We start from the raw sequence: 14,431 nt of genomic DNA, 5'->3' as shown, positions 1-14,431 counted from the left end.
CTGGATCACCTCTTAATTTGCTAGTTCCATCGGAATGGGAAAGACGACTCGTACTTTTGTCCCTTTTCCTTTCTCACTTTCGATCACGATTTCTCCATTTATTTTCTTCATGATCTGATAAGAAATATAAAGTCCTAATCCTGTACCTTTTCCCGCTGGCTTCGTGGTATAGAAAGGATCAAATACCTTTTGTAATTGCTCATTCGTCATTCCTATGCCATTATCTTGAATCTGAACTTCGATCCACTGGTCCTGTACTCTAGCTCCAATCATTAATTGCCCGCCTTCATCCATAGCATCAATTGCATTTTGAATGATATTAATGAAAACCTGTTGGATTTGTAATCCATCCCCGATAATAAATGGTAGAGAAGTTTCAAAGTGTTTAGAGACGATAATATTTTTTTTCTTTAAGGCATACTGCATTAATACTAAACTGTCGTCAATCAATTTGATCAAATCAATATCTTTAGTGATAAACGAAGATTTCCTTGAAAAATTGAGTAAACTCCCCGTAATTTTCTTGCAACGATCTACATTATTCCGAATGATGTCCAAATAACGATCAATTTCTCCCTTCTCTAATAGCTCTTCTACTGATTCTTCTTTTAAGCGTTCTTTTAGATCTTCTGCATAAACGCTGATGGATGCCAAGGGATTATTGACTTCATGAGCAAATCCTGAAGCAAGAATTCCAAGGGAAGATAGTTTATCTGCTTGAATAACCATTTCTTCCAGTTGGCGCTTTTCGGTAATATCTTCAACCACGACCAAATACTTTGGATCCCCCTCTTTTATTTTTTCCAATGGATACATCCGATGCCTATAGGTCTTTTTCTTTCCGTTATAATCAATGGTCGTAATCATTTCATTTTGGAATTGAATGGGATCATTTTTTGTGATTGGGCAATCATGACAAGGTTCAGACAATCGTCTTAATAAAGAATAACAAGAAAATTGTTGGCGATCATCAGCCAACCATTGTCGCAACCGCTCATTCATCCATTCGACTGAATAATCATCGTGAATTAATGCAAAGCCTGCCCCACTTCCATTCACAATCGTATCAAGGCGTTCTTTTTCCCTTGCCAAATGATCTGTTTTTAGCTGAAGTTCATCTGTCATATGGTTAAAAGCAGCAGCTAATTGACCAAATTCATCATTGGATTGATAATTGATTTTTGCATCCAGTTTTCCTTTTGTCACCTTTTGTACTGCTTTTTCCATCAACTCAATCGGTTTGGTAAACCAAATACCAAATATAACACTAAGCAGGACAACTATTCCACTCACAAGTCCCATCATGATCAATAGACGTTGAATCAGAAATTGAATGGGCGCAAATGCTTGTTTAATTGGCTGTTCAATAATTACTCCCCAATCTGCCGAAGCAATCGGGGCATATGCACCAATGACCTTTTCTCCTGTATAACTGCGATACTGTATTGGTTCTGACATCCTACCCTTATGGTTGATCATTTTTTGTAATTCAGGAGCTTGTATAACATTTTTGCCTAATATGACTTGGCCAAAATCGGTATGAGCAATCAATCGATGTTTGTCATCAATCAAATAAATGTAGCTATTTTTACCGGAATGAATCGCAGAGATATTTTGAAATGTACCTTTTAAATTCACATCAACAATGAAATGCCCTTGATAAGAATGATCTTCTGGTGAATAGACCGTTCGTACCATTCGAATCGACGGCGTTCCATCTGCTTTAAACTGAACCGAACTCATCCAATCCTGTTTGTTTGTTGTATTTTGTAATACCAAGTCATGGAGGGAATTCGCCATTTGTTGTAACCTATCCTTACTCGTCCATCGAGATACTCCAATAATAACTTGTCCCTGTTGGTCAAGAAGAAATGCGTTCTCAATTTCCGGATCCTGCTTAAGAAATCCGTACAGACTCTGCTCCCATTGTTGTTTCGCTTGGGAATGGTTAGTAATTCCACCATTGGTATCAATCGTGAGTTGCATCTTGCTATTGATTATAGAGAGTAGGTGATCTACCTCTGTCGCTGCCCGTTGAACAATGTAAAGTTGTTTTTCTTTTACACTTTCCTCTATGGTATTTTTAGTGATTTGAATATTATAGCCGCCAACAATTGCAATTGGTAAAATGGACATCGTAATACCAAAAAATAAAAGTTTAAATTTAATTCGATTCCAAAAAGAGAGTGAATAGCGTTTGTTCTCACCAAGATGTCGATTCATTATTCAATCTCCCTTTCTGTTACAGGAATCCGTTGGATAAACGCACTACCGCTTTTTGAAAAATGAATGTTCAATTTTTTTTCGGTTAACGAATTAGCCAATAACCGTACTGTATTTGGTTTTTCTACCGGAATATCTCTTGAACTTTGACCCTGCAGAATGCGGCTAACCATACTTGCACCTTGGAAACCCTGATCATAATATGAAACACCGTAAGATAAAAGGAAACCATTTTTCACATCATTGATATTCACCCCAAAAATAGGGACCTTTTTCTGCAATGCAATTTGACTTAACTGTGAGCTAATTTCTTCTAGATAAAAACTTGGTAAGACAAGTATACCTTCATTATTTTTGAAATTCATTTTTTTAAGCGTTTCTAAGTGCTGTGTATCTGATACCGAGACAGGGGTTATCTGTATACCTTGTTCCTTTGCTACCTTTTTCACTTGTTCTAAACTGAGTAGACTTGCATCAATTTGTCCATCATAAATAACGATAATTTTCTTAATGGATGGTATAAGCATCTGAAATAACTCTAATCGTTTAGCAGAAAGTTCAATATGTCCATTTTCAACTCCTGTCATTCGGCCATCTGGTTTTTTATAGTTTTCGACTAGATGGAGTTGTCCTGCACTGGCCACACCAAGAAAAATAACAGGCGTTTTTCCCTGCTTATTTTCTTTAAAGAATTTCGCCTCAATCGCGCCGCCTGCTACAATCACATCAAGATTCATCGCGTCTAACTCAGAAGCATATTTCTTCATTAAATTACGGTCGTTCTTCGCATTTCTTACAATATATGATACATTCATTTCTTCAATATATCCTAGGTTTTGTAATCCATCCTTCAATCCTTTTACTTTTTCCAATCGTTCTGGACCACTTATTAGAATTCCTATTCGAAATTGTTCTTTTGCTTCACTTTGATTTTGCCAATGTTGAAAACCTAGAAAGGAAAATAACAACACGCTAACGATGATGGTTCCCCAAGCGAATTTTTTCATGATGGCCTCCAATCTATAAATATCTATCTATATTCATTGTACCATAGGACTAAGCGGAAAAAGTGTTACAAATTTATGCAGACAAAAAACCCACTATTTATATCTGAATATTTATTACCAATCATTCTGCAGTGTTTAAGGAAGTAGAATAATAAAAATGTTTCTATTTAAACCAATAATGATATAAACCAAGATACCGCCAAGTTGTCGTCCTTGCTGGGCGCAACACAAAAAATCCCTATTCGCAAAGGAATAGGGATATAAATAAATATATAATTAAGGGGGGATTGTACATTACTTAACGTTTTTTAACGAATTAATATTGTTCTTTGTTTCCACCTGATTTTAAAATGTTAAAGATATTTTTTGCTATGTCGGTATTGTCAATTAACCCGGAAAACCTTTCTTTTCCAGGGCCATAAGCGTAAACTGGAACATCTTCTCCCGTATGACCACCTGTTGTCCACCCTGTAAAGGAACGCGCATTAAAAATTGCTTCAATCGCATTATCAATTTTTGTTTGGTCTTTTGTAGCAGCGGCCTCTTTTACTGATTGAATTTCCTGTGAAGTTAATTGTAAATTAATATATTGTTTTAATGTGTCTTCTACAATGGCGCCTTTTGCAATCAAATTGGAAATATAGTCTGGTGTCCGTTTTGCTGCTTGGATAGGAGTTGCATTAAAATTATAAATTCCGTTGGCTCCTATAGATAATCCACCGGTTGAATGGTCAGCCGTTGCCACGACTAAGGTATGTCCATCTTTCTTGGCAAAATCAATGGCTGCTTTAAACGCATCCTCGAAATCTTTCACTTCGCTCATGGCGGCGACAATATCATGGTCATGACCTGCCCAGTCAATTTGACTACCTTCCACCATTAAGAAGAAACCTTTTTTATTCTTACTTAAACGTTGAATGGCTGCTTGAGTCATCTCTTGTAAAGATGGAGTTTGATCGTCACGGTCAATCATTTTATCTAAACCGCCAGGTGCGAACAATCCAAGAATCTGCTTATTATTGTCTTCTATTAATTCTTCACGAGTTGTGACATAACTGTAACCGTCTTTTTTAAACTCGCTTACAAGGTTACGATCTTTACGAACGAAGTTCTTTAATCCTCCACCAAGCATGACATCTATTTTATGTTTTCCATTAATCATTTCATCATAATAATCGTCGGCAATCGCATCCATATTTTTACGACTAATTTCATGGGCACCAAAGGCGGCAGGAGTTGCATGAGTGATTTCGGATGTAGCCACTAATCCTGTTGACTTTCCTTCTTCTTTTGCTTGCTCTAGTAAAGTTTTTACATTGGTAAAGTCATTATCGACAGCAATTGCTGCATTATACGTTTTGACTCCTGCCGACAAAGCAGTGGCAGCAGCAGCTGAATCTGTGATATTCTCATGTTCATCTTCTGGATAGGTGGTTTGTAGTCCTACTAGGTATTTATCAAATTCGGTTTTCTCCATTTCCGGCGTATTTGGATTATCCTTCATGTAACGATATGCCGTTGTATAAGATGTTCCCATTCCATCCCCGATTAACAAAATGACATTCTTAATCTTTGCTTCATCCTCTTTCTTTGCATCAACAAACGATGGGATGACACCAGACATTGTTGTAATGACCATCGATGATAGAAATGCAATAAGTAAAACTCTTTTACTAAATTTCTTTTTCAATTTACTTCTCCTCCTTCAAGCTTTGTTTTTTCTCACATGAATAACTATAGCTTGTAAATGTTAGGAGAATATTTGTTAATTGTAAATCCTTATTAATGAATTGTTATAGTTATATTAACACCAAATTTGGATCTATTCCCTTAAGGGACAATTCCCTTAACGCATTCTATACAGATTGATTGAAAACAGAATAGACTGGGTAAAAAAAACTGTAGTTCGTATTGAAAACGATCACAGACAAAAATGATCAGCCTTATTTGATGAGTACAAACAAAATTCAGATAAAAATAAGCTTAATGTAATATGTACAGGTCTATAAATAAACTAAGTGTCATAGTTCAAGCTGGGCTACGCATATAAGTAGTAGTGAAATGAATGGGGGGACAAAAATGTGTCCAAAAGAGAATCACCATTTAAGCGGACGTTTCCGTAAATATGCAGCACCAGGGCCATACCCTGAAATAAAAGTGCTAAAGCCAAACCGAGCCTACGCAGAAATTCTAATGGACGACTACGCAGGTGTAATAAGTGAATTTACTGCGATCAATCAATATCTATATCATCATTATTTTTTTGATATTATTGACAATCAATTAGCTGATTTATTAGAAGGTGTTGCTGTCATTGAAATGTACCATTTGGAAATCCTTGCTGAATTGATTATTTTGTTGGGAGGAGATCCACGAATACGAGGTGGCGAAAGTACAAAAGGGAAATATTGGAATGGTAGTTTTATTGGTTATGGTAAAACCTTGTGCGAACAGCTTGATTTGGATATTCGTGCAGAGGTTGAAGCAATTAAAAATTATGAGATCCACATTCAGCAAATTGCCGATCCCCATATACAAGCCATATTACGACGAATTATTAAAGACGAGGAGCATCATATTGTATTGTTTGAAGAACAAAAAAGACGATTTAAGTGTAGGTAGGTTTGATAAATGGAAAGAAAAGCATTGCTTTCTTTGGGAGCATCGCTAACTACTTTTTAAAGAAGTTAGCGATGCTCCTTTCTTAGAGTTTGAAAATGGAAATTACGCTTTTTAATTCCTCAGCCATCTTAGCAAGTTCCTCTGATGAGGCGGCAATTTCCTCCATTGATGCGGTTTGTTCTTCCGTAGATGCAGCAATGGTCTCCATATTTTTTGCTGCACCTTCTATGGTTTCGTTAATTCCTTTAATCAACCCTACCATTCCATTGATTCCAGAAGTAACTTGTTGCACAGATGCCGAAACCTCCTGCATCTGATTGGATACCTGATCCACTGCTCGTTGAATATCGAAAAATGAAGTTTTTGCTTGTTCAATCATGATCATTCCTTCGCTAACTGAATTCTCTTGTTGTTTCATTTCATGCACAACTTCTGTAATTTCGTTTTGAATATCAAGGATAAGCTCATTGACATTCTGTGCAGCATTTCCTGATTGTTCGGCTAACTTACGAACTTCATCCGCAACTATAGCAAATCCCTTTCCATGCTCTCCAGCCCTCGCTGCTTCAATCGCTGCATTTAAGGCTAATAAATTGGTCTGTTCTGCGATTTCCGTAATCATTTGAACAATTTGCCCAATCTGATTTGATTTATTATCTAATCGATGGACAACCTCTGCAAAATCTCCTACCTTTGTATGAATGAATTCCATTTGTTGAATTGCCTTTTCCATCACTTGGTTCCCATTCTCCGCTGTCTTTGATGCTTCAATAGCTGCATTGGCTGTTGTCTTTGTATAAAGCCCTATTTGTTCCATGCTATTCGATATTTCCGTTACTGTTCGATCCGTTTGCTGTGTCTGAATCACGATATCTTCTGTTCCACTCGTAATTTCTTGAATCGAATTCGTAATCTGTTCAGTAGCTTTACTCGTTTGCTCAGAACTTGCGTAAAGCTCTTCAGAGGATGCCGCTAATTGCACAGACGTTTCCTCCACCTTTTTAAGAATCGTTGATAATTGTTCCACCATCTGATTCGTAGAAAGAGCAAGCTGCCCCAATTCGTCTTTCGATGTTTTCTTCGTAAAAGGAATACGTTTTGTAAAATCACCTTTGGCTAGTTGATCCATCGTATCTACTACTTGTAGAATAGGTTTTGAAATTCGCTCTCCAATAAAAATTCCTATTGCAGCACCAACGATAATCGCAATAAGACTTATCCATAACATAGACTTCTCCGTTTTTGTGCCATTACTTACAATGCTTTGTAAATGGTGTTGAATTTCTTTCTCTTTTTGCTTCGCTAGGTCTTGGCTTAAGAGTACTAATTTTGTTGACTGATCACCGACTAAAGGTTTTGCAATTTCTAATGCTCTTTGCTTCTCCCCTTTTTGCCATAAGGGAATGACCTGTTTTTCAATTGCGTTTGTCCAATCTGTAAATCCTTGCTCGAATTCTAGCAGATTGGGTGGGACGTTTCCGGTTTTCTTTATCTTTTCAATACTATTTTCTAATTGAGTCGTAATGTCTTCATAATTTTTAATCATCTTTGCTTCATTAAACAATAAATAGCCGCGAATGGCAGCATTTGCCCGTACCATGTTGAATCCCATATTCTCATAATTGAGTAATTCATTTTGTTTTGTTTCAATATCATTGACTCTTTTATTCACTTGTTGGATATTCACGACGGCTAGGATGGAAATCACTAGTAAAATAACAAGAATGGTAAAGATACCCAATAGAATTTTGCTCCGAATTCCCATACCTTTTTTAATATTCATGATTTACTCCCCCTAACATTTGAGATTTGCAACTATAACAAAAGGAAAAGAAGCGTAGCCTTTTCGACTACGCACATAGCAATATATATATATTTATAGGGAAGGTTAAAGAAATGTAATTGCATTGCGATAACAAACATCCTTGCATAGATTGCAGCCAATACATTGTTCTTGTTGAAAAACAAGTTGTTGATCTTCTTGATGAACTTGAATTGCCTTTGTAGGACAGACTTTTTCGCATATCCCACATAAGGTACATTGATTCATATCGAATTGAAATTCTTTTTCTTGCAATGGATAACTCAATTCCAAACTCGGTTTGATCCATTTTTGGTATACTTGTAAACGAATCGATTGTTGAGTAGTTAATTCACCATTTTTCCACGGAGAATTATCCTTTTCCTTAAAGAGTGATTTTACAATGGTTTGTTTGGCTTCATTACCAAACACTTTAAAAAACTCTCGTCGATTGATTTGGCCTGAATCTTGAAGTTCCTTATTACCATTTTGTCCATTGTTAATTAAAGCACGATAAGTTGCACGTGTCGTCGTAATCCATTCAATCTCAGGATAACGTTTCTTCCATTGATGAAGACGATTTTGAAACAGATTTTTACCTTTAGATAGAGTACATTGATCACAAACATCTGTCAAAAAACAAAATTGATTGATACCATTTGCAATTGCTAATTGAATCGTAATTTCATCAATCATCGCCAAACAGGGTAGTATCAATTGGTTTTCTAATAGGTTTATTTCTTTGGCTTGATGACAATGGAAAAATATTATTTCATTGCCTTCTGTCTTTTTCTTAACTTCTGTATAAAACTCTTTATTTGGTTTTTCTCTTAATTCTAATGCTTCTGTAGGACAGACGGAGGTACATAGGCCACACCCATTACATGACCAATCAATCGTTAAACGAGGTTGTAAGTCAATAGATTGATTTGGGCAAATCTCTATACACGCATTGCAAGAAGAAGATTTATGGCGAGTATGGGTGCATTTTTCAGGGTGGACTTGAATTGGTATTTTTCGTTCGGCCCATTTCATACCAATCTTCAATAAATTCCCTAGCACACCTACGACCTCCAATCTAGGTTTTGAGGATTATATGTTCTCACGCATTCCGATTCCTCACGGCTTTCTTTGAATAAACAGTAGCTAAGATTCATATATTTTGTCGAAAATTATATTTCATAATAAGGATGATCTTCTGTAATCGGTAATACATAGAACAATACAGCTAATAAAACAATCTCCAATGCAGCAAAACCAAAGATAAACCCTAAATGAACAGGATTAGGAATATATTCTGTCCACCCATTTCCATCTAATTGAAGTTGTTGACCGCCAACAACAAAATTCATCCGCATAGCCATAACACCAAACAACGTCATTAGTGAAGCTAACGTAATACCTAAATAAGACTTACGAATCTTAGGAATGGCAAACATAATAAAGGGAATCAGTAAGCCAATTGTGACTTCATAAAGCAAGAACGATACTTGATGTTCGCCATGAAGCATCTGCCAAGCCGTTTCATAAGCATTGGTTCCTGCGTAGAATAGAACGATAAAATCAACAATTAGTAAAACCGCATCAATTAAAATAAACCAAACCATCATTTTGGCAATATCAAAGATCAACTCTTTTCTTTCTTCCGTAATTCGTTTTTCACGACTTAAAAACCGCTCTGCAAGCATAGTTAAGATTAAAAGCAATCCTGTTCCAGATACGACTGCCGACATTAAGAAAATAAATGGCATTAACGCGGTATTCCAAATCCCTCTTGCCTGAACATTGGCTAAAATAAATCCTGTATAACCATGAACGAGCAGCGCTAATGGGACATTGATCATACCAAGTAACTTTACACGTTTTTGATCTTTTTGGAAGGATTCTTCACTGGTATCTAACTTGCCAAAGGATAAAAAGCGGTATAATTTTCCTCTCCAGTTCGTTAATTGTTTTGCACCGATTGCAAAATCCTTGCGAAACATAAACCAACCATAAATGGCTGTCATGATGGGATATGCGGTTAAGAGAAAAGAGCCATAACTGATTGGTGATGTAGGATTAAAATAGACGAACAAATGCCAAAATCTTGTTGGCTGTTCAAGATCCACAATTAAATGTAATGGCGCAATGACAAGTAAAGAAAGAGCCATCACGGTTCCAATTTTGGCAATCGGTTTATATTTCTTAATCCCTAATACCGAACTTAAACTAGATAATAGGAATGATCCTGCACTAAGTCCTGTATAGAAAAAGTATACGGAGATCAAATAACCAAGTGGAATCTCATGGTGTACATTGTATAAATAGTTGAGATTTACAAACTCTCCCATGTTATTTCTCCCCTTTCTTTAAGGCAGAATAATCAGAACTCATTAATGTACCGTCTGCATCAATATAGTATACTTGTGGCTTTGTTCCCATTTCTGGCTTTAATACTTGGGTATTCTTTGTTGCCACTAATTGATGAACCAAACTATTCGGATCATTCAAATCGCCAAACACCCTTGCTCCACCCACACAAGTTGCGACACAAGCCGGCTCTAAACCTTCTTCCACACGATGATAACAGAAAGTACATTTATCTACGGTATTGGTAATCGGATTCACATAACGGGCTTCATAGGGACACGCAGCCATACAATATTTACACCCGATACAACGATCATAATCGATGAGAATTGTACCGTCTTCTGCTCTCCATGTCGCCTCAACAGGGCAAACCTTTTGGCAGGGAGCATCTTCACAGTGGTTACATAACCGTGGTAATTTTGCTCGTTTTACATCTGGGAAAGTTCCTACTTCGATCTCTTTTACCCAGGTACGGAATTTCCCATCTGGAACATTATTTTCTATCGTACAAGCAACAGTACAAGCATCACATCCACTACATTTCCCAATATCAATCACCATTGCATAGCGTTTTTTTCTTTCCTGAACTTGTTCATTCCCCATAACCATTCACCTCACTGTTTAGAATCATCTGACGATCTAGTTCTAAAAATTTTTGGACAAGTTGAACAAATAAAGCGTAAAATGTTCCAGTTGCAATGGAGATAAAGCTTTCTGCATATCCCTTAATAAAGGGAATAAGATGGCCTTCTAACATTTCAATCTCTTCCTCTTGAATTCGTTGCCTAAGTTCCATTCTCGAATGTGTTTCCATGTTACATAGATGAGCCATATATGCAAGTTCATAGCCAAGATGATCAGACATTGCCAATTGTTTGATTGGAAGATAGATATCTAGTTTTTCAGGAATAAATTTTACCTGCTCATATCGCTCTCTTAAATCGATCTCCGTTTCCCCCCACATTTTGTTATAACGGACAATCGACTCAACACAAGGAGCATAACGCCCTGAAACAGGTACGAAAAACAAATCGTAAAAATCTTGCTGAATCTTTTCTATTGTTAAATCTCCTTGCAGATATTGATCGATCAATCGATCCCATTCTTGAAAAGAGATCTCTTCTGCAAATAGTGTTTTTAAATAGGGAGTTGTCGCGATTAAGCCTTCAAGCCATTCCCTTGAAGGCTCTTTTAAAAACAAAGAAGCAAAAAACTGATAAAGTTGTTCTCGTGCTGTAATCTCAATAATTGACAACATGATGAAACCTCCCCGTTTACAATTTAATCAGTTTTGCCCGTGTGTCATTGCGGGAAATGGCACCACTTACAGGGTCATTCACCATGTTTCCATTTTTCTCGCGATGGGCAATGGGGTTTAGAGCAACACCGGCAGCAATTTTTTCATTTCCTACAACTTTTTTGTCCCCCAATTGATAAGTTCTGCTTCCATATTCCCAATGTCCATATCCAAATGCGATTGCAATGGTTCCTGGCATTAACCCGTCGCGAACTTTTGCCTCGCCAATGGCTTCACCTGTTGCAGTCACAATTTTTACTTTGTCGCCATCACGGATTCCCAACTTCTCTGCTGCATCTCGTGGAATCTGAATTTGATTCGATTCTTTAATATTGCGCAACTTTCTGATGTTGGCTAATGTTGACGTACTTCTAAATCTTGACTTATAAGAAATGAGAGTAAATGGCCATTCCGATTCTGGATAAGCATCTTTGATCGCTTTTCCATCGCTAAATGCAGGTTCGATATAGGTAGCCGTTCCTTCGAAATACTCACCCGTTAATGAGTTTTTGCTAGAACCCACAAGCTCGTTATAAATATTTAGTACTCTTGGGTATTTGTATTTGAGATCGTCACCTTCGTAGGCATTTTCTCTCGCTTCAAATCGACCACCACGTACAAGGACATAGAGGACTTTCTTCCATTCCTCGGGTTTGAGTATGTTTTCAAAACCTTTTAATGCTTCATCGATTTCCACAAGTTTCACTTCTTCCGGTTTCACATCTTTTACCGGTTTCTTTCCATCATAGGCAATATTGGCAATTGCTCTTAAATAGAAGTCCTCTTGACGGTGTAATGGATAAAGTTTGCCATCTGTACCTGGAATCGCCTGATCACCAAAGCCAGGTAAACCTAGCATTTTTGCAATATCAATGAGATAGGTTTCCATGTTGATATGACGGCCATCTGCTAGCTTTGGTGTCTTGGGAGTGACGACAGGCCAACGAGTGGCGGATACTTTATTGACCATACCATTCCATACGCTTGGTAAACCCCAGCTTTCATAGAAGACCGTATCAGGGACGATATAATCAGCATAAGCCGTTGTTTCTCCCATCACGACATCAATCGAAATAATCAATGGAATATTTTTCGGGTCCTTTAACCCTTCAATGATATCCTTTTGATAAAGTCCAGGAACGGTATATAAAGGATTCATTTGATGGTTTAAAAGAATTTTTGGACGATATGGATATCCTTTGATTGCCGAAGGAATAATCTCTTGCATCATTTCTTGAGCAAATGGGTAATATGGTTCTTTCGCAGGATAAGGATTTTCTCCTTTTGCCACTTTTTCTTTATATTCTGTCGTATTTTCATAAGCAAACTTCTCTCTAGAGAGTTTGACACCTTTTGGCTTTTGCGCACCAGGAATGTTCAGTAAATCATATTTTGGGCCTTCATCAAAGGTTTTGAATCCTCCTGCGCTTTTACTCATTCCACCTTTTTTGTTCACACTACCGACTAAAGCATTAAGAAGAATAATCGCTAAGCTTGAATAAAAACCATTCGGATGCATCGATGGACCACCATGATGATCCGTTCCTACTTTCGTTCCCCGTTTGGTAAACTCATCAGCCAACCAAGTGATTTTTTCTACAGGTACTCCTGATCGCTGACTATATTCTTGTAATGTATATTTCTCTGCATTTTCTTTTAGTGCCATTAAGGAAGTCTTGACTAGAATCTTGCTGCCATCTTTTCCTTGCACTTCCCCTTTGAAAAGAATCTGCCCAAACTTACTCTTCTTGTTCGTGGAAACTTGTAATGTATCTCGATCAATCACTACATATTCATCTTCTGCACCAATCCCTAAATCTGCTGCACGTAAAAATTTCCGATAATTCGGATGTTTGGGATCATCAATGATGAGGTAAGCCGCATTGGTCCAACTTGGATAGCCAATTTGTTTGGCTGATTCTTCATTTACAGCGGATAAATATTTCTCGTTATAACGTCCTTTTTCCAAAATCCAGCGAATCATTCCCATAGCTAATGCGCCGTCTTGGCCAGGTTTTATCGGAATCCATTTTCCTTTGGTTCCTGTGAGATTGGGTAAGATTGGATCAACAACAACAAATTGCAAATTGCCCTCAACTGCAGCATTCGCTGTCTTCCTTGCAATGGGTTGATAAGGATTTCCTGCTTGTCCTGGTGCTGTACCGAAGAAGATAATGAAGTTTGATTCATCAAAATCAGGTTTCATGTGTGGACTTTTTTTCCACTCATCGGTAAACGCCTGATAAGCTACACGCCGCGCTCCTCCGCAAATTCCTGTATGACCATAAGAGTTCACAGTGCCATATGCTTGCACAAATCTTTTCGTAAATTCTGTTCTTCCATCATATCTTCCACCGAGGAACACCATTTGATTTACTTTTGCCCCTAATTCCGGGCGATTAGGATCAATTAATGTTTGCAAATCACGAACTTGTTTAAATCCCTCGATTTCTCGATCTTCCCCAATTTCTTTGAACAATTTCCCACCATTCACTGTTTCATTTAGTAATTCCTCATAGGAGATCGGTTTCCACTTCCCTGATCCCCTTTCCCCATTCCGCTTTAATGGAACCAAAATCCGTTGTGGATCATATGTGGTCTCAAACGCACTATTTCCCCTCGGACAAACGGTCGCTCGATTGATAATTCCTTTTTCCTCATATCGGCTTGCACTTAGGTAAGCTTCAAGAAGCGGCGCATCGTATTTTATTGGATTTTGTGCAGAGTTGGGGTGGTAAGGGTTACCGAACACTTTCACGATTTGTCCTGTTTTCTTGTCAATTTTTAAACGATTCCCACAAACGCTAAAACAACCTAAACAAACGCTATTTCGCATGACGTAATTTGGATTAAGTTCAACTTTACCCGTTTTTAGATCGACTTTGATTTCCGGTTCTTGCCCTGTCTTGGTTGAGCTTTTTTTTCGCTTTGAAGTTGGTCGAAAGTTCTCATCGGCTGCTACTTTTCCTAAACCGATTCCGAAAATGCTTAACGATCCAATAAATGCGGAAGCTTTTAAAAAGTCTCTTCGGTTTAATTTCATATCAACATCACCTCAGTACTTGGAATCATCACTGATTTTGTCGAATATTGTTTTATGCAAAAATAATGCCAAGATTAGATGTTTGG

The 14,431-nt window shown here is 37.4% G+C and carries 10 protein-coding genes; 1 reads left to right on the top strand and 9 read right to left on the bottom strand.

Annotated elements, in window-relative coordinates; all coding sequences use genetic code 11:
- Positions 1-12: 12 nt before the first annotated feature.
- From ACMW72_RS08455 to ACMW72_RS08445, 3 genes are all read right to left on the bottom strand, one after another.
- Positions 13-2,223: an ATP-binding protein gene (locus ACMW72_RS08455; protein WP_418368392.1), complete on the bottom strand. Its 2,211-nt coding sequence runs from the start codon at positions 2,221-2,223 to the stop codon at positions 13-15.
- Positions 2,223-3,230 (bottom strand): ABC transporter substrate-binding protein, encoded by a 1,008-nt coding sequence (locus ACMW72_RS08450; protein WP_418368391.1) that lies wholly within the window; start codon positions 3,228-3,230, stop codon positions 2,223-2,225. The genes ACMW72_RS08455 and ACMW72_RS08450 overlap by 1 nt, the downstream gene beginning before the upstream one ends.
- Before the next feature lie 316 nt (positions 3,231-3,546).
- On the bottom strand, positions 3,547-4,869 hold the full coding sequence (locus ACMW72_RS08445; protein WP_418368462.1) for an alkaline phosphatase: 1,323 nt from the start codon (positions 4,867-4,869) through the stop codon (positions 3,547-3,549).
- A 440-nt stretch (positions 4,870-5,309) separates the two neighbouring features.
- Between ACMW72_RS08445 and ACMW72_RS08440 the strand changes: the two genes are divergently transcribed.
- The gene (locus ACMW72_RS08440; protein WP_418368390.1) at positions 5,310-5,852 is read left to right on the top strand and encodes a ferritin-like domain-containing protein; all 543 of its coding nucleotides are present in this window, start codon (positions 5,310-5,312) and stop codon (positions 5,850-5,852) included.
- 82 nt (positions 5,853-5,934) lie between these two features.
- On the opposite strand, the gene ACMW72_RS08435 is transcribed toward ACMW72_RS08440, so the two are convergent.
- The 6 genes from ACMW72_RS08435 to ACMW72_RS08410 all read right to left on the bottom strand — a co-directional run bounded on the left by ACMW72_RS08435 (position 5,935) and on the right by ACMW72_RS08410 (position 14,345).
- Positions 5,935-7,635 carry a methyl-accepting chemotaxis protein gene (locus ACMW72_RS08435; protein WP_418368389.1) on the bottom strand — a complete coding sequence of 567 codons (1,701 nt, stop codon included), beginning with the start codon at positions 7,633-7,635 and terminating at the stop codon, positions 5,935-5,937.
- 105 nt (positions 7,636-7,740) lie between these two features.
- Positions 7,741-8,715, bottom strand: coding sequence for a 4Fe-4S binding protein (locus tag ACMW72_RS08430; RefSeq protein ID WP_418368388.1), 975 nt, complete (start codon positions 8,713-8,715; stop codon positions 7,741-7,743).
- Positions 8,716-8,825: 110 nt separating this feature from the next.
- Positions 8,826-9,986 carry an NrfD/PsrC family molybdoenzyme membrane anchor subunit gene (nrfD, locus tag ACMW72_RS08425; RefSeq protein WP_418368387.1) on the bottom strand — a complete coding sequence of 387 codons (1,161 nt, stop codon included), beginning with the start codon at positions 9,984-9,986 and terminating at the stop codon, positions 8,826-8,828.
- Position 9,987: 1 nt separating this feature from the next.
- Positions 9,988-10,608 (bottom strand): sulfate reduction electron transfer complex DsrMKJOP subunit DsrO, encoded by a 621-nt coding sequence (gene dsrO / locus ACMW72_RS08420; protein WP_418368386.1) that lies wholly within the window; start codon positions 10,606-10,608, stop codon positions 9,988-9,990.
- Positions 10,598-11,263, bottom strand: a complete 666-nt coding sequence (locus tag ACMW72_RS08415) for a TorD/DmsD family molecular chaperone (protein WP_418368385.1) — start codon at positions 11,261-11,263, stop codon at positions 10,598-10,600. Before ACMW72_RS08415 ends, dsrO begins: the two co-directional genes overlap by 11 nt.
- 16 nt (positions 11,264-11,279) lie before the next feature.
- Complete coding sequence (locus ACMW72_RS08410; RefSeq protein WP_418368384.1) at positions 11,280-14,345, bottom strand: molybdopterin dinucleotide binding domain-containing protein; 3,066 nt, start codon at positions 14,343-14,345, stop codon at positions 11,280-11,282.
- Positions 14,346-14,431 lie beyond the last annotated feature (86 nt).

This window comes from Tepidibacillus sp. LV47 (assembly GCF_048381575.1).
Classification (GTDB): Bacteria; Bacillota; Bacilli; order Tepidibacillales; family Tepidibacillaceae; genus Tepidibacillus.
Note: the sequence above shows the minus strand (reverse complement) of the source record. Positions and strands in the feature narration are given on the sequence as shown.